This is a genomic window from Kurthia sp. Dielmo (assembly GCF_000307285.2).
GTDB classification, from domain to species: domain Bacteria; phylum Bacillota; class Bacilli; order Bacillales_A; family Planococcaceae; genus Kurthia; species Kurthia populi.
Window position 1 is genome coordinate 1 of the sequence record NZ_HE578966.1, and the last position, 23,328, is coordinate 23,328.

Genomic DNA, 23,328 nt, shown 5'->3' on the forward strand with positions numbered 1-23,328 from the left:
ATTGTCTAAAATACTGTGGAAATTTGCCAACAATGACTCTTTTACGATACAGTGGATATGTGAAGGATGATTAGGATGAAAAAATGGATAGCGATTATAGCAACGCTAGGCTTATTGGGTTGTTTTTTATATGCTAATCAGCAATGGCTTCATCTAACGAAATACGCAATTACGTTAAAAAAGCTTCCAAAAGAAATGGATGGTTTAAAGATTGTGCAAATTTCGGATTTGCATCATGCAGAATTTGGGCATGAGCAGAGTAAACTTATTGAAAAAGTGAAAAATGAAAAGCCAGATATGATTGTGATTACGGGAGATTTAGTTGATCGCTACCATTATGACTTAGACCAGAGTTTAGAGGCTGTTGAAGGCTTTGTAAAAATTGCCCCTGTTTATTATGTGAATGGCAATCATGAAGTATCTTTAAATGATGTACCACAAATCACAAAATTATTAAAAGATATTGGCGTACATGTATTAGAAAATCAAACATTATCGTATTATCGAAATGGTGCTGCGATTGATATTATCGGTATTGATGACCCACTAAACGGCAAAGAGACAGCGCAAATGCTGAATGAAGCTTTAGTAGGCACTGATACAGAAACATTTCGGTTATTATTAGCGCATCGCCCTGAATATTATCAGGATTATGTGAATGCGGGTATTGATTTAACATTTAATGGTCATGCACATGGTGGTCAAATAAGAATTCCTGGTATTGGTGGTCTTGTGGATCATCAAATGAATTTGTTCCCAACACATATTGAAGGAATTGAGCGACAGGACCAATTGACGCAAGTCATTAGTCGAGGTCTTGGAAATAGTCGCGTCAATATTCGTCTTTTTAATCCACCTGAAATAGTCGTAGCCACGCTACATTCGGAAAAGTGATCAATTATGGTCACTTTTTTTATGTTTTCAGCAAGAAAAATACTTGACAGCGTTTGTTATTCTGAAATAGAAAAAACATGGATTTTTAGCTAGAAATGGTGCATATACATGGATTTTTGCCTAAAAAACGCGTATTTCATTGACGTTCCGTAATTATCGTTTAAAATTTAAATGAGAATGATAATCAATTATATTTGAAGGGTTTACGAAATGAAAAAATGGTTAGCGATTGCATTTGCGTTTATTCTTGCGTTGTCATTAATACCGGTACAAGAAGGTCAAGCGAAACTAAAAGACGGGAAATACAAAGTAAATTATACGGTAATGAATGCACAAGGAACTTCTGCATCATATGGTAACGACTATTTTGTGAAGCCGGCTATCGTAACGGTGAAAAATGGGAAAATGACGGCTCGTATTACAATTAAGAAAAGTAACTGGATCAAAAAATTCTCTGCGACAACAGGTGGCAATAAAGTTGTAAGTCGTAATAAAAAGAAAAATACACGTGTTGTTCAATTTAAAGTGAAAAGCTTAAGTGCTAAGAAAATGACAAAAGTAAAAACGCGTGTTGAGATTCCATCACAAAATTATTACCACTCCTACACAATGAAATTGAAATTTGGTACTGCGAAAAAGGTGAAGTAACGTGAAAAAAAGCTGGTTACTCTTTGTAATAAGCTGTCTCTTCGTACTTGCTGCTTGTGGTAATAAACAGACAGAGGAAAAGGCTGCAGCAGAAACAACGTCTGAAACGAAAACAGTTGTTGCGGGCACGATGGTTGTAGCAGATATTTTGGATAAGCTTGAAATTGATTCGGTTGTAGGTGTTCCAACGTCAACGGTTAAAATGGCTGAGCGCTATACGAAGGCAACGGAGATTGGGAATGCGATGAATCCGGATATGGAAGTTGTAAAATCACTTAATCCAGATGTTTTCATTTCTGTAACGACATTAGAATATGATTTAAAGCCTGCTGTGAAGAACATTAATGTAAATGGTGAGTTTATCGATTTACAAGGTGTGAAGCAAATGCAGGATTCGATTTTAGCATTAGGGAAAGAGTTCAATCGGGAGGCGCAAGCCGAAAAATTAGCAAAATCATTTGATAAAAAGCTCGAGGAATTAAAAACAAAAACAGCTGATAAAAAGAAACCGAAAGTATTGGCTGTTTTAGGTGTACCAGGGAGCTATTTAGTTGCGACAGATAATTCTTACATCGGAAGTTTAATTGAAGGTGCTGGAGGCGAAAATGCGATTCAGGGACCATCAGAGGAGTACTTAGCCTCGAATACAGAATACTTACAGCAAAGTAAGCCAGATATTATTTTACGTATGGCACATGGTATGCCAGATGAAGTAATGAAAATGTTTGATAAAGAATTTAAAACAAATACAGTGTGGAAGCATTTTGATGCGGTGAAAAATGGTCGTGTCTATGACTTAGAGGAACCGTTATTCCAAACGACAGCAAATCTACAAGTGGATGATGCGCTAGAAGAATTGTATCGAATTTTTTACGAAGAACAATAGGGGATTAAGATGACAAAAAGAATCATAAGTTTTGCAGTAGTTACGATTTTACTGTTGGTGGCGATTTTCTTCTCGGCGACAACAGGTAGTGTCAGCATGGGGCTAGATGAATTTATTCGGGCATTATTCGGTGAACAAAATGCGGATTTTGCAGTCATTAAAGATTTACGCTTCCCTCGAATTATTATCGCTATTTTTGCGGGTGCAGCATTATCGGTAGCGGGTGCATTGCTACAAGCGGTGATGCGTAATCCACTTGCAGATGCGGGTGTCATCGGTATTTCAGCAGGTGCGGGCTTTATGTCGATGTTCATCATTACATTTTTACCGACATTATTTTTCTTCACACCACTCTTTGCATTTATCGGCGGTGCGCTTGCATGCTTCCTTGTCTTTGTACTATCGTGGAAGTCGGGGTTAGAGCCGATGCGCTTGATCTTAGTTGGTATCGCCATCAGTGCGGTATTCACAGGTCTACGCGAGGCATTTATTATGATTTGTGGCTATATGAACGTCACAATTGATGGTTCGTTTACATCGAATATGACGATGAAAACGTGGACAGAGGTAGAAATCATGGTGCTGTATGGCACGGTTGGTTTAGTGCTTGCGGTGCTATTAGTGAAATGGTGTAACCTACTAACATTAGATGATAAAACCGTACGCAGTCTAGGCTTTCCGTTGATGACGGCACGTATTGTCATTGCGGCAGTAGCGGTGCTATTATCAGCAATCGCTACAGCGGTAGCTGGTGTTATTTCATTTGTTGGTCTATTGATTCCACATATTGCACGTCGACTTGTCGGCAATGATTATAAATATGTCATTCCATTTTCAATGCTAGCGGGTGCATTACTGATTTTAATCGCGGATACTTTAGGGCGTACACTTGTAGCGCCACAAGAAATTCCGGCATCTACATTGATGGCCATTATCGGTGGACCATTCTTAATTTTCTTACTGCGAAGAGGTGACCGAGCGAAATGAACATTGAACATGTAACATTGTCATATGACGGAAGCCGTAATCATTTAGAAGATGTGTCGACGGCTATTCCAAAAGGGAAAATCACAACGATTATTGGACCAAATGGGAGCGGGAAATCAACGCTCTTAAACGTTATCTCACGTAATCATAAGGTGAGCAGCGGGCTTGTGACGCTTGAGCAGAAAGATATTTTAGCATTTAAGCCAAAAGAATTTGCTAGAAAGCTAGCAATCGTTTATCAGCATAATACAACACCAGAGGAGCTAACGGTTGAGAAGCTTGTCGCATTTGGTCGCGTGCCGCATCAGCGTTTTTTGAAGCGTCAGACGGTTGAAGACGACGAGGCGATTGACTGGGCGCTATCAGCTACAAACTTATTAGATAAACGAGACCGTTCGCTCACAGCACTCTCTGGCGGTGAACGTCAGCGTGTGTGGATAGCGATGGCACTAGCACAGTGCACATCGATTTTATGCTTGGATGAACCAACAACGTATTTGGATATTTATTATCAGCTGGAGCTGCTTGATTTAGTGAAGCAATTAAATCTCGAGCATGAGCTGACAATTGTGATGGTGCTGCATGATATGAATCAGGCACTGCGTTATAGCGATCATATTTTAATGATGAAGGATGGTCATATTATCGCAGAGGGAGCACCAGAAGAAGTCGTAACGGTGGAACGTGTGTATGATGTATATGGTGTGACATCACGTGTTTATCAAGACGAAGAGCTTGGTACAGTGATGATGCCAGTATCTCGTTAAAAGGAATTGCGTCAAGCGCAGTTCCTTTTTTAATGCAAAAAAAGCTAAGAGAAAAAAACTCCTCTTAGCTCTTTGGGACAATTCTTGCTACGCGAATAAGTGACAGTACGGCGCAGATGACTACTGGAATACCAAGATACAAAATGAACGCTAGACCGAGGTCGAGTGAACCAATTACGATAAAAATAATGCCAGCTGATAAAAAGGAAAAAGCAATCATCATCGCCGTTTGTTTTGGCATACCTTGTTGTAAAAAATTGCCAATTACCCAGTATTCAGTGACGCCCATGACGATGCCAACAGCGAGCATTAAAAAAGTGATTGTCATTTATATTTCGCCTCCCTATAGTATCCTTTACCCACACATGAAAAAAAGGAACCGCACTAATGTGCAGTCCCTTTTGTGTGTAGCTGTAATTTTCGTTGCTCTAGGTAGGTCGGTAAAATCATACCACCTAACACAAGGATGATGCCGAAAACTTGTAGGGGCGTTAATACTTCGCCTAGCACGATAACTGATGCAATGATAGCTACCGGTAGTTCTGTCGCACTCAGAATAGACGCTGTTGCGCCACCAACTTTTGGTACGGCAATCGAGAATAAAATAATCGGTAAAATAATCCCGAAGAAGCCAAGTGCTAGACCAAAGTATAAAAGATCTGTTGTAAATAATTTTCCGTTGACCATTACTTCTGGTGATTGGAAAAGGGATACGATAATTAAAGCGAATAGTGACATAATCAGCATGCGGCTAATCGGTGTCACACCTTCGACTGGTTTTGAGTTGAACTGCATAAAGCAAGCAAAGCTAAAGGCAGCAGCAAAACCAAATACCCAACCGCGCCAATCAAGACCTGTTAAATCAGCATCAAGTACGCCGGCAGCTAAAATGGTACCGACAATTAAAATGATGATTGAAATGACTTCCATGCGCTTTGGTAGGCGACGATGGATAAGACAATCTAGTAATACACCAATCCATGTAAATTGGAAAAGCATTACTACCGCTAATGAAGCGGGTAAATAATGGACAGATTGCCCGTAAACAATACCAGTCGTTCCGGTGAATAAACCCGCAAACATGATAATCAAAAATCCTTTGCCTGACATACGAGGCATTTTGCGTTGTGTCAAAATAAATAATACGGCTGCTAATAAAAAGCCGATTGCATATTGTGCTGTGACCGCTTCAGAAGTAGTAAAGCCATGTTGCATGGCTACTTTAATCATCGTTGATAAAATCCCGTAACAGCTTGAGCCGACAATGATTAACAGCGGATAAAGTAATTTATTATTCATAATTTTTTTCTCCTCAAGTAAATTCACTTTCCTCATCATAACAATTCTTTTTATAATGAAAAAGGACATATGTCCAAAAAAGGGGAGCTTCTAATGAAAATTGTAAAGAATGACCAGTTATTGCATGAAAAACTAATGGCGTATCATTTTGACACCATTTTTCCTCAGCTAGAAAAGCACCCATTCATTTTACAGTCATTTGAAGCGGGCGAGATCATGCTTGATGAGGGTGTAGATATGACGGCACTGCTCTATTTAGTGGAAGGAACGATAAAAGTGACGGCAAGTGTAGGGAACGGTAAGTCGCTATTACTACGTTTCAATCATCCATTTGCGGTTATCGGGGATATTGAATTTATTCGTCATGTACCGGTGCAATCTCAAATTACAGCGGTGACCGACTGTTTATGTATTGCGGTGTCTTTTGAATATTTACGTCGTTTTGAAATGAATAACGCGGCATTTTTAAAATCACTTTTACAGCAAGTGACGTATAAATTACAGACGAATACAACCGCATCACGTGTCAATTTATTATCATCCGTTGACCAACGTTTCGCGAGTTATTTACTATCGGTCACAGATAGTGAGCATTTCGCTTATGAAATGCAGTATGCGAGTATTAGTGAGATTGCAGACTTACTTGGTACAACACATCGCCATTTAAATCGTGTTATTAAGCAACTCGTCGAACAAAAGATTATTGAAAAGAAACGACGTTCGATTCATATTTTAAATAAAGAGGCGCTAGAGGATTTATCCCAGGGCGCGCGCTATGAATAAAAAAGAGGCATCGCATGATTGCGAGCCTCTTTTTTTAATGCAATTCTTTTACTAAATGGTCAAATTCTTCGCCAATAATCATCCATGGCTCAGAAAATTTAAAGCCGACACGTTCGTATAACTGACGTGCACGGACCTTTTGTTTTTCAACGCTTAGCGATACTTTCTGATAGCCTTTTTCCTTCGCTACAACATCGGCATAGTTTAGCAGCGCTGTTCCAATACCTTGTCCGCGATGTGCGCGTGAAGAACAGATCGTATCAATATAAAATTCATCAGGGCGCGCTTCGATTTCGATTTTTGGAACCGGTGCACCTTTATCTGCTAGCCATTTTTCTAAGTTGTGATCGAGTGTTTCGGCTTTATCACCGCCGTAAACGACCATGATGCCTGCTAATTCACCATCAAGCTCTGCTACATATGTGTTTAAATATGAGTGGCGATTTTTTGTACCTTTAAATAAAACATTTAACATTTCTAAAACTTTCTCAGAATCCTCTTCACCTGTTAAGTGGTTTGCGATTTCATCAATTGCGTCCACAATTAACGGTGCAGCAAGTACGCCATCTTCCGGCTTCGCTGGTCGAATGGTTACTACCATGAAAAATCATCTCCTCTACAAAGCAGTATAGCAGACAGAACATAAAAAAGCGTTCAATAGACATAGAGCATACAGTAGAATTTTCACATTTTCGAAAAAATTGATGTAATTCTTTTTCATGTAGCTTTCCTGTCGTCTGACTTCTATGGTACGATAAGGAGACATATTAATTTGAAGGAGCAGAGCAATGACACAGTCCAAAAAAGAATTCGTTTTATTATATGGGGACGCATTTGTTGATTTTATTTCAAACGACCGAACAAATACAACATTTACGAAGTTTTTAGGGGGAACAACGGTTAATGTGGCAGCCGGCGTAGCACGTATTGGCGCACCGGCCGCATTAATTACAGTTACAGGTGATGACGAGGTATCTGATTTCGTACGCAATGAGATTACGTCGGAAGGTGTTCGTTTAGATTATGCAAAAATCGTTCCAGAGAAACGCGTAACAAGTGTGGATGTTCATTTATTAGAAGGCAATGAACGCATGTTTACAAACTATATTGATGAAACACCTGATTTACAAGTAGAAGCGGATTCTTTAGTGGAAGAAGCGTTTGAAAAAGCTTCTGTCTTTAGCTTCTGTTCCAATACGATGTTTCACCCGGTAGCACTTGAAACGACGAAAAAAGCGGTTGATTTAGCTGTGAAGCATGATGCGATTATCGCAATGGATGCGAATATTCGCCCACTTCGTTGGGAAAGCCCGAAACAATGCCATGATACAATTGCTGAGTTCTTATCAAAAGCAGATGTGTTAAAGCTAGCTGATGAAGAGCTACTGTTCTTAATGGAAGCAGAAACAATTGAAGAAGGTATTAAAAAACTAGCAGCCTATAATATTAGCCTTGTGATGGTTACAGTCGGCGCAAATGGCACTTACTTAGTGATGAACGGTGAAACACGTCACGTCCCATCAATTAAAATCGTTTGTGTGGATACAACTGGTGCTGGGGATGCCTTTATGTCGGGGATTTTACGTCAAATCCATTTAGAAGGCATGCCAACAACATTAGACCAAGCTTTTGATTACGTTTATTTTGCGAATCAATTAGGTGCAATGGCCGCAACTAAATCTGGCGCAATTACAGCGATGCCACATTTAAAAGATATTCAACAATTAATTAAAGCGTAATTTTATAGAGGAGTAGCTCAAAAATGAGCTGCTCTTTTTTTGTGGTAAAAAACGAACAACAATTGACAGATTTTTCTGTATACTGAGGAGGGGGAGATTTCATGAATAAGACAACAGGGGTGACCGGAAATCCAATTTATCCAATTATTTTAGCGATTGGATTTTGCCATTTATTTAATGATACATTACAAGCCGTTGTGCCAGCGATGTTTCCGGTGCTTGAAAAGGAGCTCGGCTTAACGTTCACACAGCTTGGCTTTATTACATTTACACTGCAAATGATTGCATCGGTACTGCAGCCGGTATTTGGGTACTACAGTGACAAGCAGCCGAAGCCATTTTGGTTACCGCTAGCGATGATTTCGTCGTCTGTCGGCATACTCGGACTTGCGCTTGCACCAAGCTATACATGGATTATTGTGTCGATGATTTTCTTAGGGTTTGGCTCTGCGATTTTTCATCCAGAGGGCTCAAAGGTGTCGTTTATGGCGGCGGGCTCAAAGCGTGGACTCGCGCAGTCGATTTACCAAGTAGGTGGCAATATTGGTCAGTCACTCGCACCATTAATTAGCGCATTCGTACTTGTACCATTTGGTCAAATCGGTGCGGCATGGTTTTTAATCGTATCAGCCGTTGGGATTTTTGTGTTATCGCGCATTGCCCTTTGGTACCGTGGTGTATTAGAAGAGGAAAAACGTTCAAATAAAAAGCGTACGCTCATTTCTAAATTTACGGCATTGTCGAAGAAGCAAGTATATGTTGCACTTGGCCTATTATTATTTTTATTATTTATACGGTCCTTTTACGTGGCGAACATCACAAACTTCTATGTTTTCCACTTGATGAATCACTACGATTTACATGTGAAATCAGCGCAAATTGTCGTATTTGTCTTTTTATTCTTTGGCGCACTCGGCACGTTCTTCGGCGGACCACTTGCAGACCGCATTGGCAGTAAGACCGTTATTATGGCGTCGATGATTATTCCGATGCCATTTGCGATTATGTTGCCATATGTGCCACTTTGGGGCGCATGGATCCTTGCCTTTATTATCGGCTTTAGCATTATGCTTAGCTTTTCTGTAACGGTTGTTTACGCACAGGAGCTGATGCCAGATAAAATCGGTATGATGTCTGGTTTAACGGTTGGCTTATCGTTTGGGATGGGTGCACTCGGCTCTGTCGTCATTGGTATGTTGATGGACCATATTGGCATTATGGCGACGATGCAAATTGTCAGTTTCCTGCCCCTACTCGGGATTGTTGGCTTTTGGATGCCAAACGACCGCAAAGTATAACGAAAAAGAAGCGGTTAGGACAACATACGTCCTTTTTCTTTTTTCGCGTTCGCAACGAAAAACCGGAACCGCGCCACAGCGCAATTCCGGTTTTTTTATGCTCATCGGAGCGGTTGTTTTTACACGTCTGTTCCAATCTCTTCTTACTTATGCTGATTCAAATTCTGGTAATTTTTTCGCGTCTAGCTCGTCGACAGCGCCTTCATCAATTGGTACCTCATGCAGCGCACCTTTGTACATAAATTTGAAGATACCATTTTCAAAATCCGTCCCGATTTCTTTAAAGAAAATGCCCTCACAAATGACGTTTTTCTTACATACGAATGTAACTTTGTAGCGGTCGTCTTCATTTACTAAATAAGCGCGTGCACCCTTTTCAAACATCGCATCATTTGAATTGACAACCTCTCGTTCAACGGACACGACGTGTAAATCAACGAATGGCAACGCACGCAATAATAAATTGACGAATGAGCCTTTCGTGATTTCCTCCCAGCGACTTTGTGCCGTTTGACCAATGATAGCCTGCGTAATATTTAGGTCATGGCAAACTTCTGCAACGACACGCTGAATCGGGCGGTCCTCATCATCTTTAATAATAAATTCCTCAACCTCAAGCTCGTCACAAAGTTTTTGCCAATGCTCGATACTATCACGTTTTGTTGAGTCGATTTCATCTAATGGTAGACGATCGATTGTTAGTACATATAAAGGGCAATCGAGCATTTGCGCGATTTCATGCCCTCTGCGAATTAAGCGTTCTCCGTTTGGACCGTAGTATACACATACTAAAATGCTTTCATCCATACGTCCGCGTAGATATTTCACAGAAATTCCCACCTTTTCAACGATTTTTTGTATTTTCAATATAATTTCATGCAAAAGCAACCCTCATTGAATGAAAAGCACGAGAGGATTGTGTATAATTTTAGTATAAAAATAACACAAAATAGATTTTTTAAGTGCAAAATAGTACTTATTATTATGTGTTTTAATGTGGTGTTTCAGGCAAGAAAAATAATAGGGTGTTCTTTTTTCTCTATATGGCTTTCTATTATGATGGGTTACCACAGTAACGTCAAGTAAATTACAAAAGGGGGACAAAAGATTTGTGACGATTCATTTAGCGATTATTTTACCATTACTAATGGCTGCGCTTATTCCATTTATTTATAAACTTTTCACAAAAATAAAAATCGGCTGGCTCATATTGCTCGTGCCAGTGACTGTATTTATTCTACTTGCTCGGTTTATTCCACTGATTTCCTCAGGTGAAACACGAACGTATACATATGAGTGGATGCCATCGCTCGGCATTAATTTTACAACCTACTTAGATGGTCTAAGTATGATTTTTGGATTGTTAATTTCGGGGGTAGGGGCACTCGTCGTGTTATACTCTATCTTTTATTTATCCACAAAAGAGGCACTTCATAACTTTTATTGCTACTTACTATTATTCATGGGTGCGATGCTCGGCGTCGTGTTCTCAGACAATTTGATGGTGCTTTATGCATTTTGGGAATTAACGAGTGTGTCGTCATTCCTATTAATCGCTTTTTGGCATCATCGACGTGCTTCGAAGGCAGGCGCACGAAAATCAATGCTTATTACCGTATCGGGTGGTATCGCGATGCTAGCAGGCTTTATTATGCTGCACGCGATGACGGACAGCTTCAGCATTCGTGAAATCATTGCTGAGATGCCAGCGCTTACGAATGAATCCCTTTTCATTCCAGCAATGATTTGTGTATTACTTGGTGCGTTTACAAAATCAGCGCAGTTCCCGTTCCATATCTGGTTACCGGATGCGATGGAGGCACCAACGCCAGTGAGTGCGTATCTTCATTCCGCAACAATGGTAAAGGCGGGGATTTATGTCGTCGCTCGTTTGACGCCGGTATTCGCCTACGATTTGACGTGGTTTTGGACGGTAACGATTGTCGGACTGATTACGCTGTTTTGGGGTTCATTTAATGCGGTGAAGCAGACCGATTTGAAGGCGCTACTTGCATTTTCAACGGTCAGTCAGCTTGGCTTAATCATGAGTCTTTTTGGTATGGGTTCTCTAGCGTTTCATGTAGATATTGATGCCTCTACGATTATTTATACGCAGGCAGCGTTTGCTGCGCTATTCCATTTAATGAATCACTCGACCTTTAAAGGGGCGCTATTTATGATGGTCGGCATTATTGACCATGAAGCGGGAACGCGTGATATTCGCCGACTTGGTGGCCTGCTGACGATTATGCCAGCGACATTTACAATCGCTGTGATTGGCAGTATGTCGATGGCGGGATTACCACCTTTTAACGGCTTTTTGAGTAAGGAAATGTTTTTAACATCGGCACTAAAGGTTGCTGAATTTGATATCTTTACGCTTTCAAGTGCAACAGCGCTTGTACCAGTCATTGCCTGGGTAGCGAGTGTCTTTACGTTTATTTATTGCATGATTATTATTTTTAAAACATTCTTTGGTACGACGGAAAAACTACCACAGGATCGTCATATTCACGAGGCGCCAATCGGCATGCTGATTTCGCCATTCGTACTCGTATTTTTCGTCATTGCGATTTTCTTCTTTCCAAATGTGCTCGCAAAATACATTTTGGCACCAGCAATGCTGAGCGTTTATCCAGGGCTTGCATCAATGACGGATATGACGCCGCATGTCTATGCATGGCATGGCTTTAATACAGAGCTATGGATGACGATTGGTGTCGTTGTTTTTGGTTTTGTATTGTATGCGACATTATCAAAATGGCGCAATATCTACAATACGATTCCGGCACAATTCACATTAAACAATGCATTTAATCGTGTATTGGCTGAGGGTGAAAATGTGTCATCCTTTATTACGAAATTATATATGACGGGGTCGCTGCGTCATTATTCATTGTATATGTATGGCTTTTTAATTTTAGTCGTTGGCAGCTACTTTGCCTTTAGTGATACTTTCCGATTTAGCATGGAAAATAATGCGGAGATTCATGTGTATGAGGTATTACTTGTACTTGTAATGGCAGTGGCGGCAGTAGCGATGTTGTTTGCCAAATCGCGTGTCACAGCGACAGTTTTAAATGGTGTTGTCGGCTTTGGAATTTCGATCTTCTTCGTTATTTTCCGCGCACCAGATTTAGCGCTGACACAGCTTATTGTAGAGTCGGTAACAACGGTACTGTTCCTACTATGCTTCACGTATTTACCAACATGGAAGCCGGAGAAAACATCGCATCGCCAAAAAATGACGAATGCGACAATTTCGATTTTAGTTGGCTTGCTTGTTGTTGCGGTATCGTTATCTGTTTTATACTTCAATGAATTTAAAACCATCTCGTCATTCTTTGAAAATGCCTATGAGCTTGCGGGTGGTAAAAATATCGTTAATACGATTTTAGGCGATTTCCGTGCATTTGATACAATGCTTGAAGTTGTTGTCCTATGCATCGCGGGAATTGGCGTCTATACGATGATTAAATTTAGAACGAAGAAGGGGGACGACCGCCATGAGAATTAATGATGTTATTTTAAGGACGGTCGTACGCTTTGTCGTATTTATTATTTTAACGCTAGCGATTTATTTATTTTTCGCAGGGCATTATTCACCAGGGGGCGGCTTTATCGGTGGCTTAGTCATCGCGTCAGCTTTCGTATTATTATATGTCACATTCGACATTGAAAAAGTGAAAAAAGGCATTCCTGTCGACTTTAAAAAAGTGGCCGCGCTAGGCGTCTTCTTAGCAGTCGGTACAGGCTTTGGCTCAGTATTATTCGGCGTCGATTTTTTAACGCAAGCAGCAAAGAAATTCCATATTCCACTGCTTGGTGAAAAGGAACTTGGTACGGTGATGCTATTTGAGCTTGGCGTAGCGCTAACGGTTGTTGGTGTCGTTATGACAATCATCGTAAGTATTGCAGAGGGGGACGGAGACTAATGGAAACGTTAATGATTTTATTAATTGGCGTACTCGTCTCTGTCGCCACTTATTTAGTATTATCACGCAATGTCATTCGCGTGATTTTAGGGACTGCCGTATTATCTCATGCGGTGCATTTATTAATTTTAACAATTGGTGAAGTGAAAAAAGGGGAGGCACCACTGCTTGGTAATCAAACCGCAGATGGCCCGTATACAGATGCGCTACCACAAGCCTTGATTTTAACGGCGATTGTCATTAGCTTTGCGGTGACGGCTTTTGTGCTTGTGCTCGCATTTCGTGCCTATAAAACAAATGGTACCGACGATTTAGAGAAGTTGCGAGGTGATGAGCATGACTAACTTGATTGCGATGCCACTTGTGCTCCCAATTCTTATGGCAGTGCTACTCATTTTCTTACGTAACTACCGCTATGTACAGCGCGTACTCGTTGTGGTGACACTTCTTGTAATGATTGGCATGAGCATTGTGCTGTTACAACATGTGCATACAGATGGGATTTTACGCCTTGATTTCGGCGGCTGGCAACCACCATTTGGCATTTTATTTGTAGCGGATCCATTTGCGGTATTACTCGTATTAATTGCAACGATTGTGACGCTATTTTGTATGGTATATGCTTTTAGCTCGTTCTCAGCACGCTATGAGCGCATGTTTGCGTATCCCTTAATGTTGCTGATGCTTGCAGGGGTAAATGGCTCGTTTTTAACAGGCGATATTTTTAACTTATTCGTGTGCTTTGAAGTTATGCTACTGGCCTCTTATGCGCTCATCGCACTTGGTGGTCGTACAGAGCAGCTACGCGAATCATTGAAATACGTTATCACAAATATTATCGCGTCATGGCTATTCCTTGTAGCGATTGCCTTTTTATACGGCACAATCGGAACGCTAAATATGGCACATATTGCACAGCGTGTCCAAGAGGTCGGGCCAGACCCACTAATTACGACGATCGCACTATTTTTCTTAATTGTGTTTGCTTTAAAGGGTGGCTTACTGCTGTTCTTCTGGCTACCTGGTTCGTACAGCGTGCCTCCTGTGCCGATTGCGGCGATGTTTGGGGCGCTGCTGACGAAGGTAGGGATGTATGCGATTATTCGAACATTTACGTTAATGTTTACGACGCAACCGGAAATCACGCATCAACTTATTACCATTATGGCGATTATTACGCTAATTGCGGGTTCACTTGGCGCACTCGCTTACCGAGATATTCGCCAAATTGCGGCGTTTAACGTCATCATTGGTGTCGGCTTTGTATTACTAGCACTTGGCGCAAATAATGAAGCGGCTTATGCAGGGGCTATTTATTATATGATGCATGATATGGTCGGCAAGGCGATGCTGTTCTTAATTTGTGGCACGATGATTTATTTAACGAAGCAGGAGCGCTATGACGATATGAGCGGTCTGATTCGTCATTATCCGTTATTCGGCTGGATGTTTTTAGTGGTCATGGTGTCGTTGACTGGGATGCCACCGTTTAGCGGCTTCGTTGGGAAAGTTATGATGGGTGAAGGGCTTGTTGCCTCAGGTTCTTATGTGTCACTTGCAATTGGATTTGGCGCAAGTGTCATTATCTTATATTCATTGCTGCGCGTGATGCTACATGCGATTTTCGGTGAAACGATGATTGCGGACGAGGATAAGGTCAAGCTACCAAAGCCGATGCTTTTATCCATCGTTGCCCTGGGCGCTGTATCGCTTTATTTAGGAACAAGCGCAGAAATGGTATTACCATATGTGACGGATGCTGCGCGCGTACTCGCAGACCCATCGATTTATATAGAAGCGATTTTAGGGAAGTAGGAGGTGTACGAGATATGTCATCGCAGTTTTTATTAAATTTATTTATCGCGGTACTATGGATGCTATTAAAGGATGAAAATAAAATCCATTTAACCACGTTTTTTAGTGGATTTTTAATCGGCATCGTCGTGCTCTATTTAATGCATCGCTTCTTCGGTACACCGTTCTATTTGCGTCGTGTCGTAGCTATTATTAAATTAATTCTGTTGTTTTTAAGAGAACTAATCATGTCGAGTATTCTCGTTTTCAAGCAAATTTTAAGCCCGAAAATGGATATTACACCGGGAATTTTTACGTATAAAACCGATTTAAAAAGTGAAACAGAAGTGACGGCACTGGCATTACTTCTTACATTAACGCCAGGCTCAGTCGTAATGGAAGTATCACCAGCTGGGAATGTATTTTATATTCATGCAACGGATATGGGCGATACACGCCTGTCGATTTTAAAATCGATGCAGTCGTTTGAAGATGCCATTAAGGAGGTGACACGCCGCTATGATGATTAAAGGAATCCTTACCATTGCGCTCATTTTCTTTACGATTACAGTAGTCATTTGCTTGTATCGTGTCATAAAGGGCCCAACACTACCAGACCGTGTTGTGGCGCTTGATATGATTGGTGTTAATATGTTGTCAATGATTGCGATTATCTCGCTGCTTCAAAATACGACAGCTTATTTAGAAGTTATTTTGATTCTTGGTATTCTATCATTTATTGGGACGATTGCATTCTCAAAATATATTGAGCGAGGTGTTATTATTGAACGCAAATCAAATCGTTGAGTTAATTGCGGCGTTACTTATTTTATTCGCGAGTATCATGAGTGTCATTAGTGCGTTTGGGATTATTCGAATGCCTGATGTTTATACACGTTCTCATGCGGCAACGAAAAGCTCGACGCTTGCGGTATTACTCGCACTGACAGGCGCGTTCGTTTATCTAATTGCCTCAACAAACTACGTCAGTGTTCGTTTGCTATTAGGCATTGTTTTTGTGTTCTTAACAGCACCAGTAGCGGGTCATTTAATTACGCGAGCAGCCTATCGTTCGGGCGTACCACTATCCGAGCAATCAGGTGATGATGCACTCTATGAACAAATATTTGACGAAAAAGGTAAGAAAAGAATAGAACAATGAGAAGTGGAAGCCAATTTATAGGGCTTCCTTTTCTTTTTGATTACAAAGCGGGCACTTTCTAACTATTTTACGAAAAAATAAATTACAATAAAGATACCAATATCATTCATACAAAGGGGGAGTAAGTCGTGCACATCGCTTTATTTGGCGCAACCGGGCGCGTCGGAACTGTTTTTTTACATAAGGCATTAGAAGAGGGGCATCATGTAACAGCACTTGTGCGTGATGCGACGAAATTAGCTACACATCCAAATTTAACGCTTATTGTTGGAGATGCGAAAGTATATGAGGATATTGAAAAAACGGCAGCAAAAGCCGATATTATCCTATCGTCACTTAGCACAGATCAAACGACGACGCTGACGGATTCGATGAAACATATGATTGCCGTTTGTTTGAAACTTCAAATCAATCGAATCGTCTCTATTGGCACAGCGGGTATTTTAGATAGTCGTTTAGAGCCAGGCAAACTTCGCTATGACTCTGTGGAATCTCGTCGCTCGAAAAAATTTGCGGCGGAGGAACACGCAAAAACATTTTATATGTTGCAGCAAACGACGCTTGATTGGACACTTGTTTGCCCAACAGCCTTGCCAATGGGCGAACGTCTTGGCAACTACCGTGTAGAAGCCGACTTACTGCCTGAGGAAGGAAAACGCATATCCGTTTATGACACCGCAGACTTTACGTACAAAGTAATGACCGAGCATTTATTTTCAAAAAAACGTGTCGGCATTGCGTATTAATCGACTATAGGATGTGTTTGCTTTTATGAAAAATCGCAATAAATTAGCGATGCTCGCGCTCTCAGTGGGTGTGGCGCTGGGCTATAAAAAGAAAAAAGATGGCCAGGAACCTACATGGTTTCGAGCTATTCAAGACCAAGAACTTAAAGAAATAAAACGATATATAACACATGGCCAAAATGTACATGTGACAAATCGCCGAGGCCGCTCTGCATTAATGATGGCTACATACAATCATCATATAGAGCTTGTGCAGCTTTTAATTGAAGCAGGCGCCGATGTGAATCAGCAAGATGATTTAAAAAATACACCCTACTTATATGCGGCAGCAGAGGGCTATACCGAGCTTTTAGAGCTGATGAATGGAAAAGTGAATCCATATATTACAAATCGTTACGGTGCTAGTGGATTAATTTCAGCCTGTGAGCGAGGATCTGTGGATGCAGTTGAATGGATTTTAAAACATACAGCAAGTGATGTAGACCATATTAATAACCTCGGCTGGACGGCGCTACTTGAAGCTATTATTTTAGGAGATGGCAGCGGAAATTACCAGCAAATTATAAAATTATTACTTGATGCAGGGGCGAATGCCAATATTGCGGATAAAGACGGTGTTACACCACTTGAGCATGCAGAAAAGCGTGGATACACTGATATTGCTTCTCTGCTTGTGCATCAGCAAAATCTGCTGTAAAAACGAAATTTACTATGTAAAAGGCTGATAATTCCGATGTTTTGTAAATTTTTTGTTCGACATTTAGGCCTATATCGTTATATAATGATTGTAATAAAGAAATCGGTTCATCGTAATTAATACATTCACTTATTGGAAGGGGATCGTGTTTTGCGATTCACTCTCTAGTAAGTGTATTTTTTTACCAATTGAAGGATCTCTATTATTAATTTTTTTTAGGAGGTCATTACACATGACACAAGGTACAGTTAAATGGTTTAACGCAGAAAAAGGCTTCGGCTTCATCGCAGTAGACGGCGGCGAAGATGTATTCGTACACTTCTCAGCAATCCAATCTGAAGGTTTCAAAACTTTAGAAGAAGGTCAAAAAGTTGAATTCACAATCGAAGAAGGCAACCGCGGACCACAAGCAGCTAACGTAGAAAAAATCTAGTAGCTGATTAAAACGGAGTTGGGATTTCCCAGCTTCGTTTTTTTTGTACCTAAATGTAGTCCTATAGTGGATAATTTCAAAAACCTATGGAATCTTTTATAATAGAGCTAATATGAATAATTTAACTATTGAAAACTGTATGCGTATACATACGAGGGGAGTGTGGGATAAGTATGACGATTTCAAATGATGGGAAACGAACAGATCACATCGAGGGGGATGTTGATTTAGCAGATTTATCTGAACTGAAACGAGTTTATATTGAGCAGGCAGAGAAGCGTCTGCCACATTATTATTCGCCGGATAAGCAAGTGATGCTACAAAATATGTCACGTGCTGAGATTTACGAAAAGGGTTTGCCACGTGAGATTTTATGGAAAATGGTCGAATATAACTTGAGCGCTAAAAATGGAATTTCAACGAAACGAATGTGTACAATCGTCGAGCATATTGATTATTTAGCATCACAATATGTAACGTATCATGCACGGATTCATCGTGATTTTGAACAAGATGAGCGTGAAGTAGAGCTAAACAATTTGCGTGAAATTTTCAATCGTAGCTTTGAGCGAATGGCGAGTGTATTTGTTGAAGACATTGGCGACTTTCTTGCGCGGAATGAATTACCAGATGAAGGCCCGTTATTATTTGAATCAATCCAAGAATTATACCGCCGTAAAATTTATCAGTATGCAGAATATGTACGCTTGCATGAGGATTTTGCACAAGTAGTTGGTACAGCGGAGGAATGGCTATTACGCGATTCTTATTTCATGGGCGATATTTTACGTCTTGTAACATTAAAGAACGGTACAGAGCTTCCTGAGCGCCTTTATAGTGAACAGGAGCTGATTGCGGTAGCAGCGTTCTATCAGTCTGCACGTAAATGGCTCATTATGCAAAAATCCACAGCCGTTAGTGAGGAGCAGTTAGGGATTGAACTAGGGATTTTCGCGATGAAGACACAGGTGTTAATTGAGCATCCACAAATCACACCAGGCCTACGTAAAAAATTCCAAATTGCTTACAACTCATTTTATAACTATAAGGTGAATGATTTAGACAAGCGTCAGCACGAAGAAGCTATGAATCCGTATGAGCCAGATAAGCGTTTATATGGACCAATTGACCGCGAGGCTGTGGCGCTTTGGACGAATAAATTGCATAAGCTTGCTATTGCACATGCTATCGAGCCGATTTTCACCAATGTCGTACATGAAGCGTTTGAAATCTTTGATGAAAAGGTTCGCCTTGGTAGTACACTAGAGCGCTATCAAGATTCAAATGAATGGTACCGCTTCAATCAGCAAGATGATATGATCAGTCCAGAGGCAGATGCTTTTACGTTACAGCTTCGTATTGCTGACTGGAATAAATTTTTAAAAATCATTAAAGCAGAAGAATTTTGGTTTTTCGAGATAAAATATTAAATTATTAACTGAATTGTGTTTTATATAAAAAGAAGTGGGTAAATAATAAGTAATCCTTAATAGAAAATGCGAAATAGTTAACGACCACATTGTTGGCTTATCCATTTCGCTTGGATAAGCGAATATCACTTACACCTAATGCTTTCTATTAAGGAACGTAATTAGACAGCTAGAATCTCCCATAGTCTAGATTTGTCAAATAGGCGTTCGCTCTTCCTTTTACCGATTAACCGTCGGGCGTGTCCATAATGATGAGCAGGGGCTAACGTCTATACATAACCACTTGCTTTGCAGGTGGTATGTAATCTCCCTTTTCATATTCTTTTTTGACTCATCGATGTTGATGAGTTTTTTTTTGCGACAAAATTTGTCTTAATAGCTTCGAAATAAAAGAGGGCACTTTCAAAGGGGATAATCTTTGGAAGTGTTTTTTTGATGAAAAAAACAAGCGTATGCTTGTGAAATAAAATTGAAAACGATTAGAGGTGAAGTTAGCAAATGCACTAGTGACTGAAATGAAGATGGTGAGGACATCATTTACACAAAGTAATGCAGTTAGGAGAAAGGACCAACGGAAGAAACATTGCTAGCGGTACAAAGTGAAGTCTAGCTAGCACTTTTAAAAAGTACAGTATGCTTATCAGCAATCAAAAAAGGCGTTATCATGAGCGTGACCAGGAAAGACACACTCATGATAACGCCTGTATTAAAATAGTTAACTACGATAATTATACGCATATTTTAGCAAAGCTAAATCTCAGTTACGTATCGAAAAAAAGATGGCAAAATAAGAATTTGACGGCGACTCCTAGGGGAATAGCATGAGTGGAAGACCCCGCAGTGAGCTTGCGAGGCGGCTTCCGCCATGCCCCAGGAAAGCGTCCGTCAAATTTAATTGAAAAAATGTGTCTTTTTCTTTGTCTTACTTTCGTAGGTCAGTTCTCTTTAGCGCGATGCCTTTTTTATTACGATTCTTTAATTAATGTAGCTGTGCACATATATTTGCCAGCAGTTCAGTCGTTGAAACCGTTGTATCACCGCCACCTTGTGCGAAGCTATCGTTACCGCCACCCTTGCCGTTAATGGCTGTAAGTACTTGTTTTAGGACATCATTGGCACTTTTTGCTACGCCCGTTTCTTTTCCTTTTGCAATAACGATTTGTGTTTTCGTACCATCAGCGGATACGAGTGCTACTGTTTTGTCAGTATGCTCGTTTGTGAGTGTACGCGCAATTTTTTGGAGTTGCTGCATTGAGTAATCATCAAATGTTGTCGCAATGACAATGTCGTCTGTTGCTGCTAATTGAGCGATTTCAATGTCGAGTAATTGCTCGCGTGCTTGTGCCAATTGCTTTTCAAGCTTTTTATTCGTTTCAAGTAAGCTCTCGATACCAGTTGCAATCTCGCTCTCTGGACGACTTACGAGCTTCGCTGCTTGTGCCATAACGTCTTTACGCATTGTCATATTTTCACGTAGGCGTTCGCCACACATAAAGTGCACACGCGTTTGTTTTTTCTGACGTTCAGTTGATAAAATTTTAATCATTGCGACCTCGCCAGTTGTGCGTGGGTGCGTACCACCGCAGCCGTTATAGTCAAAGTTTGGGATGATGACAAGACGTACATCGTCAGTGAATTTTAATTGCTTACGAAGCGGATAACTTGCGGCCTCTTCTGCCGTTACCCATTTCGTTTCGATTGGACGGTTTTCAAGCACAATTTCATTTGCGCGGTCCTCTGCCTGTTGTAGTTGTGCAGGCGTCACATGTTCTGTGTCTAAATCAATCGTAATCGTGCCAGAGCCTAAATGAAATGACACCGTTTGATAATCAAATAACTCAACGAATGCGGCCGTTAAAATATGCTGTCCTGCATGCTGTTGCATATGATCAAAGCGTACCGCCCAGTCGAGTTGACCATGAACCATACCGCTAAGTTCGGCGTCTACATAATGACGGATTTCGCCGTCAATTTTTTGAACATCTGTGACACGTACATCATTGAGTGTCCCGATATCTGCCGGCTGACCGCCACCTTCTGGATAAAAGGCTGTATTGTCTAAGACGACATAGAAGCCTTGGTCGTCTGTCCCTGTGTGAAGAATGTTTGCGTCAAATGCTTGTATGTACGCATCTTTGTAATAAAATAAATCGTGCATGAAAAAACGCCTCCTTTTCGTGTTATTTCTATTGTACCGAATTTTATCGAAAGAAAAATAGTAGTCAAAACTTTACTAATTGAAAATATTCGTTATCATAAAGAGTGAACTAGTATTAAAGGAGCTTAAAGAATGAACATTCTCGCATATATGATGGAAGAAATTAAAGATCCAACAAACATTTTGGAAGGTCAACGCTTCGAATTCTTATTAGATATCGAAGTAGACGAAGAAGATGAACTTTATACTGAAGGTGGCATCGACCTACGTGTTATCGTGTCAAAAAATGACGATGACATTAAAATCGAAAATTATTTCTTCATTCAAAAATCAGACCAAAAAGTACTTGAATTTGGTTTAGAAGACGATGAAGAAGCAGAAGTGTTGGCATTTGTTAAGCAACATATTCTAGCTGGAGAGTAATCACGAGGGAGAGGCTATGACAATCGTCAAGCCTCCTCTTTTTTAATGAAAGGGGGAATAAATATGTCGGCTTATATGCAGCCGCTTTATTCTGCTTCGATTGCCTTTGTGTTATTAGGCTTCGTATTATGGATTCCTTGGATGATACATATGTATCGCAAGCACGGCTTTTTCTCATTATCCCAAACGTTATTATCATTTTCATTTATTTTTTATATGATATCAGCGCTATTTTTAGTACTACTACCACTGCCTGACACGCGCAATACGTGTGCAATGCAAAATCCCAATACCCAGCATTATTCGCTGATGCCATTCCGTTTTATTGCGGATACATTAAGTGGGGGCTGGTTTGATATTAAACGGCCCGCAACGTATATGCTCGTCTTTAAACAACCGGCATTTTATCAAGCATTCTTTAACTTCATTTTATTAATGCCACTTGGCGTTTACTTACGTTATTTCTTAACGCATAAAAAATTATGGTGGAAAGCGGCGATTATTGCTTTCTTCGTGACATTATTCTATGAAGTAACACAAATTACCGGCATTTATGGTATTTACAACTGCGCATACCGTATTTTTGATGTTGATGATTTAATGTTAAATACAATGGGCGGCATTTTAGGCTTCTTCTTAGCACCAGCGGCTCTTGCGATTTTCCCATCAAAAGAACGCATTGATGCGCGCGCGAAATATTTATTAGAGCGCGATGAAGTGAAAGCCATGTCCGTATTGCTTGCGATTGCGATTGATATTTTCTTAGTAGATATTATTCGCCAAATTATTTTACACTTCACGAATCAAAATGAAGTAACATCGTTTATCGTGTTCTCGGTCGTATCATTCCTTTGGATGTGCGTCGTACCAATTCTTTGGAATGGTCGCACAGTTGGTACCGCCATTATGCGCTTCCGCTACGATAGTAAGTTATCGAAGAAAACGACGATTTCACGTTTAATTAAACGGTATGCCGCTTTTTATATGGCGTACTTTACGCTTGCGATAGTAGGTGTATTAAATAATGTCGAAGTAACGATGGCTTCACCTTACTACAAAGCATCTGTCTTTTTAGCATTCGGTTCTGCGGTATTAACGGCGATTTTAATGGTTGTACTCTTTATCCACATTATGCTTGTCGTATTTGGTAAAGGAAAACGTCGCTTCTTCTTTGACGAATCTGCAGATCTGTATACAACACGTAAAAAATAATGATTAAGACGTTCCTTACAAAAAGGGGCGTCTTTTT

Annotated in this window: 26 protein-coding genes; 21 read left to right on the forward strand and 5 right to left on the reverse strand. The window is 40.4% G+C overall.

Features of this window, described 5'->3' with window-relative positions; genetic code table 11:
* Window positions 1-75 precede the first annotated feature (75 nt).
* From KTHG_RS19625 to KTHG_RS19645, 5 genes are all read left to right on the forward strand, one after another.
* The gene (locus KTHG_RS19625) at window positions 76-894 is read left to right on the forward strand and encodes a metallophosphoesterase (RefSeq protein ID WP_139996050.1); all 819 of its coding nucleotides are present in this window, start codon (window positions 76-78) and stop codon (window positions 892-894) included.
* A gap of 210 nt (window positions 895-1,104) precedes the next feature.
* Window positions 1,105-1,542 carry an NEAT domain-containing protein gene (locus tag KTHG_RS19630; protein ID WP_139996052.1) on the forward strand — a complete coding sequence of 146 codons (438 nt, stop codon included), beginning with the start codon at window positions 1,105-1,107 and terminating at the stop codon, window positions 1,540-1,542.
* Between the two features lies 1 nt (window position 1,543).
* Window positions 1,544-2,428, forward strand: coding sequence for a heme ABC transporter substrate-binding protein IsdE (gene isdE, locus KTHG_RS19635; RefSeq protein WP_139996054.1), 885 nt, complete (start codon window positions 1,544-1,546; stop codon window positions 2,426-2,428).
* 9 nt (window positions 2,429-2,437) lie between these two features.
* A complete protein-coding gene (locus KTHG_RS19640; protein WP_139996056.1) occupies window positions 2,438-3,415 on the forward strand; it encodes a FecCD family ABC transporter permease in 978 nt (325 codons plus the stop codon).
* On the forward strand, window positions 3,412-4,182 hold the full coding sequence (locus tag KTHG_RS19645; RefSeq protein ID WP_139996058.1) for an ABC transporter ATP-binding protein: 771 nt from the start codon (window positions 3,412-3,414) through the stop codon (window positions 4,180-4,182). Before KTHG_RS19640 ends, KTHG_RS19645 begins: the two co-directional genes overlap by 4 nt.
* A gap of 64 nt (window positions 4,183-4,246) precedes the next feature.
* Here KTHG_RS19645 and KTHG_RS19650 read toward each other — a convergent pair whose 3' ends face one another.
* Both KTHG_RS19650 and KTHG_RS19655 read right to left on the reverse strand, forming a co-directional pair.
* Window positions 4,247-4,510 (reverse strand): hypothetical protein, encoded by a 264-nt coding sequence (locus KTHG_RS19650; RefSeq protein ID WP_139996060.1) that lies wholly within the window; start codon window positions 4,508-4,510, stop codon window positions 4,247-4,249.
* Between the two features lie 56 nt (window positions 4,511-4,566).
* On the reverse strand, window positions 4,567-5,481 hold the full coding sequence (locus tag KTHG_RS19655; RefSeq protein ID WP_126989587.1) for an EamA family transporter: 915 nt from the start codon (window positions 5,479-5,481) through the stop codon (window positions 4,567-4,569).
* 93 nt (window positions 5,482-5,574) lie between these two features.
* Here KTHG_RS19655 and KTHG_RS19660 point away from each other — a divergent pair, with 93 nt between their 5' ends.
* Window positions 5,575-6,264 carry a Crp/Fnr family transcriptional regulator gene (locus KTHG_RS19660; protein ID WP_126989586.1) on the forward strand — a complete coding sequence of 230 codons (690 nt, stop codon included), beginning with the start codon at window positions 5,575-5,577 and terminating at the stop codon, window positions 6,262-6,264.
* A gap of 34 nt (window positions 6,265-6,298) precedes the next feature.
* Here KTHG_RS19660 and KTHG_RS19665 read toward each other — a convergent pair whose 3' ends face one another.
* Window positions 6,299-6,865: a GNAT family N-acetyltransferase gene (locus KTHG_RS19665; RefSeq protein ID WP_139996062.1), complete on the reverse strand. Its 567-nt coding sequence runs from the start codon at window positions 6,863-6,865 to the stop codon at window positions 6,299-6,301.
* Window positions 6,866-7,052: 187 nt separating this feature from the next.
* On the opposite strand from KTHG_RS19665, the gene KTHG_RS19670 reads away from it, so the two are divergent.
* Window positions 7,053-8,003 (forward strand): carbohydrate kinase family protein, encoded by a 951-nt coding sequence (locus KTHG_RS19670; protein WP_126989584.1) that lies wholly within the window; start codon window positions 7,053-7,055, stop codon window positions 8,001-8,003.
* A gap of 101 nt (window positions 8,004-8,104) precedes the next feature.
* Window positions 8,105-9,301 (forward strand): MFS transporter, encoded by a 1,197-nt coding sequence (locus KTHG_RS19675; protein ID WP_139996064.1) that lies wholly within the window; start codon window positions 8,105-8,107, stop codon window positions 9,299-9,301.
* A gap of 147 nt (window positions 9,302-9,448) precedes the next feature.
* Here KTHG_RS19675 and KTHG_RS19680 read toward each other — a convergent pair whose 3' ends face one another.
* On the reverse strand, window positions 9,449-10,129 hold the full coding sequence (locus KTHG_RS19680) for an adenine nucleotide alpha hydrolase family protein (protein WP_126989582.1): 681 nt from the start codon (window positions 10,127-10,129) through the stop codon (window positions 9,449-9,451).
* A gap of 283 nt (window positions 10,130-10,412) precedes the next feature.
* Here KTHG_RS19680 and KTHG_RS19685 point away from each other — a divergent pair, with 283 nt between their 5' ends.
* The 11 genes from KTHG_RS19685 (at window position 10,413) to KTHG_RS19735 (ending at window position 19,498) form a co-directional block, all read left to right on the forward strand.
* Complete coding sequence (locus KTHG_RS19685) at window positions 10,413-12,818, forward strand: Na+/H+ antiporter subunit A (protein WP_139996066.1); 2,406 nt, start codon at window positions 10,413-10,415, stop codon at window positions 12,816-12,818.
* On the forward strand, window positions 12,808-13,236 hold the full coding sequence (locus KTHG_RS19690) for a Na(+)/H(+) antiporter subunit B (protein WP_126989580.1): 429 nt from the start codon (window positions 12,808-12,810) through the stop codon (window positions 13,234-13,236). Before KTHG_RS19685 ends, KTHG_RS19690 begins: the two co-directional genes overlap by 11 nt.
* Window positions 13,236-13,580, forward strand: a complete 345-nt coding sequence (locus tag KTHG_RS19695; RefSeq protein WP_139996068.1) for a Na(+)/H(+) antiporter subunit C — start codon at window positions 13,236-13,238, stop codon at window positions 13,578-13,580. Before KTHG_RS19690 ends, KTHG_RS19695 begins: the two co-directional genes overlap by 1 nt.
* A complete protein-coding gene (locus KTHG_RS19700) occupies window positions 13,573-15,051 on the forward strand; it encodes a Na+/H+ antiporter subunit D (RefSeq protein WP_139996070.1) in 1,479 nt (492 codons plus the stop codon). Before KTHG_RS19695 ends, KTHG_RS19700 begins: the two co-directional genes overlap by 8 nt.
* Window positions 15,052-15,065: 14 nt before the next feature.
* On the forward strand, window positions 15,066-15,560 hold the full coding sequence (locus tag KTHG_RS19705; protein ID WP_139996072.1) for a Na+/H+ antiporter subunit E: 495 nt from the start codon (window positions 15,066-15,068) through the stop codon (window positions 15,558-15,560).
* On the forward strand, window positions 15,553-15,837 hold the full coding sequence (locus tag KTHG_RS19710; RefSeq protein ID WP_126989595.1) for a Na(+)/H(+) antiporter subunit F1: 285 nt from the start codon (window positions 15,553-15,555) through the stop codon (window positions 15,835-15,837). The genes KTHG_RS19705 and KTHG_RS19710 overlap by 8 nt, the downstream gene beginning before the upstream one ends.
* A complete protein-coding gene (locus KTHG_RS19715; protein WP_139996074.1) occupies window positions 15,815-16,192 on the forward strand; it encodes a Na+/H+ antiporter subunit G in 378 nt (125 codons plus the stop codon). The genes KTHG_RS19710 and KTHG_RS19715 overlap by 23 nt, the downstream gene beginning before the upstream one ends.
* A 128-nt stretch (window positions 16,193-16,320) precedes the next feature.
* Window positions 16,321-16,938 (forward strand): NAD(P)-dependent oxidoreductase, encoded by a 618-nt coding sequence (locus KTHG_RS19720; protein WP_139996076.1) that lies wholly within the window; start codon window positions 16,321-16,323, stop codon window positions 16,936-16,938.
* Between the two features lie 25 nt (window positions 16,939-16,963).
* Entirely contained in the window at window positions 16,964-17,635 is a 672-nt protein-coding gene (locus tag KTHG_RS19725; RefSeq protein ID WP_126989574.1) for an ankyrin repeat domain-containing protein, read from the forward strand.
* A gap of 232 nt (window positions 17,636-17,867) precedes the next feature.
* Entirely contained in the window at window positions 17,868-18,068 is a 201-nt protein-coding gene (locus tag KTHG_RS19730; RefSeq protein WP_126989573.1) for a cold-shock protein, read from the forward strand.
* A 173-nt stretch (window positions 18,069-18,241) separates the two neighbouring features.
* The gene (locus tag KTHG_RS19735) at window positions 18,242-19,498 is read left to right on the forward strand and encodes a hypothetical protein (protein WP_139996078.1); all 1,257 of its coding nucleotides are present in this window, start codon (window positions 18,242-18,244) and stop codon (window positions 19,496-19,498) included.
* Window positions 19,499-20,477: 979 nt separating this feature from the next.
* Here the strand turns inward: KTHG_RS19735 and KTHG_RS19740 are convergent.
* Window positions 20,478-21,656 carry an alanyl-tRNA editing protein gene (locus KTHG_RS19740; protein WP_139996080.1) on the reverse strand — a complete coding sequence of 393 codons (1,179 nt, stop codon included), beginning with the start codon at window positions 21,654-21,656 and terminating at the stop codon, window positions 20,478-20,480.
* Window positions 21,657-21,788: 132 nt separating this feature from the next.
* Between KTHG_RS19740 and KTHG_RS19745 the strand changes: the two genes are divergently transcribed.
* The gene (locus tag KTHG_RS19745) at window positions 21,789-22,079 is read left to right on the forward strand and encodes a DUF6509 family protein (protein WP_126989570.1); all 291 of its coding nucleotides are present in this window, start codon (window positions 21,789-21,791) and stop codon (window positions 22,077-22,079) included.
* 63 nt (window positions 22,080-22,142) lie between these two features.
* Window positions 22,143-23,291 carry a VanZ family protein gene (locus tag KTHG_RS19750; protein ID WP_139996082.1) on the forward strand — a complete coding sequence of 383 codons (1,149 nt, stop codon included), beginning with the start codon at window positions 22,143-22,145 and terminating at the stop codon, window positions 23,289-23,291.
* Window positions 23,292-23,328: the final 37 nt, after the last annotated feature.

What these genes read in the sequence shown, in the direction of transcription:
- KTHG_RS19625 (WP_139996050.1), top strand. Translation starts at nt 76, where the DNA reads ATGAAAAAATGGATAGCGATTATAGCAACGCTAGGCTTATTGGGTTGT.
- KTHG_RS19630 (WP_139996052.1), top strand. Translation starts at nt 1,105, where the DNA reads ATGAAAAAATGGTTAGCGATTGCATTTGCGTTTATTCTTGCGTTGTCA.
- KTHG_RS19640 (WP_139996056.1), top strand. Translation starts at nt 2,438, where the DNA reads ATGACAAAAAGAATCATAAGTTTTGCAGTAGTTACGATTTTACTGTTG.
- KTHG_RS19645 (WP_139996058.1), top strand. Translation starts at nt 3,412, where the DNA reads ATGAACATTGAACATGTAACATTGTCATATGACGGAAGCCGTAATCAT.
- KTHG_RS19650 (WP_139996060.1), bottom strand. Translation starts at nt 4,510, where the DNA reads ATGACAATCACTTTTTTAATGCTCGCTGTTGGCATCGTCATGGGCGTC.
- KTHG_RS19655 (WP_126989587.1), bottom strand. Translation starts at nt 5,481, where the DNA reads ATGAATAATAAATTACTTTATCCGCTGTTAATCATTGTCGGCTCAAGC.
- KTHG_RS19660 (WP_126989586.1), top strand. Translation starts at nt 5,575, where the DNA reads ATGAAAATTGTAAAGAATGACCAGTTATTGCATGAAAAACTAATGGCG.
- KTHG_RS19665 (WP_139996062.1), bottom strand. Translation starts at nt 6,865, where the DNA reads ATGGTAGTAACCATTCGACCAGCGAAGCCGGAAGATGGCGTACTTGCT.
- KTHG_RS19670 (WP_126989584.1), top strand. Translation starts at nt 7,053, where the DNA reads ATGACACAGTCCAAAAAAGAATTCGTTTTATTATATGGGGACGCATTT.
- KTHG_RS19675 (WP_139996064.1), top strand. Translation starts at nt 8,105, where the DNA reads ATGAATAAGACAACAGGGGTGACCGGAAATCCAATTTATCCAATTATT.
- KTHG_RS19690 (WP_126989580.1), top strand. Translation starts at nt 12,808, where the DNA reads ATGAGAATTAATGATGTTATTTTAAGGACGGTCGTACGCTTTGTCGTA.
- KTHG_RS19695 (WP_139996068.1), top strand. Translation starts at nt 13,236, where the DNA reads ATGGAAACGTTAATGATTTTATTAATTGGCGTACTCGTCTCTGTCGCC.
- KTHG_RS19700 (WP_139996070.1), top strand. Translation starts at nt 13,573, where the DNA reads ATGACTAACTTGATTGCGATGCCACTTGTGCTCCCAATTCTTATGGCA.
- KTHG_RS19705 (WP_139996072.1), top strand. Translation starts at nt 15,066, where the DNA reads ATGTCATCGCAGTTTTTATTAAATTTATTTATCGCGGTACTATGGATG.
- KTHG_RS19710 (WP_126989595.1), top strand. Translation starts at nt 15,553, where the DNA reads ATGATTAAAGGAATCCTTACCATTGCGCTCATTTTCTTTACGATTACA.
- KTHG_RS19725 (WP_126989574.1), top strand. Translation starts at nt 16,964, where the DNA reads ATGAAAAATCGCAATAAATTAGCGATGCTCGCGCTCTCAGTGGGTGTG.
- KTHG_RS19730 (WP_126989573.1), top strand. Translation starts at nt 17,868, where the DNA reads ATGACACAAGGTACAGTTAAATGGTTTAACGCAGAAAAAGGCTTCGGC.
- KTHG_RS19735 (WP_139996078.1), top strand. Translation starts at nt 18,242, where the DNA reads ATGACGATTTCAAATGATGGGAAACGAACAGATCACATCGAGGGGGAT.
- KTHG_RS19740 (WP_139996080.1), bottom strand. Translation starts at nt 21,656, where the DNA reads ATGCACGATTTATTTTATTACAAAGATGCGTACATACAAGCATTTGAC.
- KTHG_RS19745 (WP_126989570.1), top strand. Translation starts at nt 21,789, where the DNA reads ATGAACATTCTCGCATATATGATGGAAGAAATTAAAGATCCAACAAAC.
- KTHG_RS19750 (WP_139996082.1), top strand. Translation starts at nt 22,143, where the DNA reads ATGTCGGCTTATATGCAGCCGCTTTATTCTGCTTCGATTGCCTTTGTG.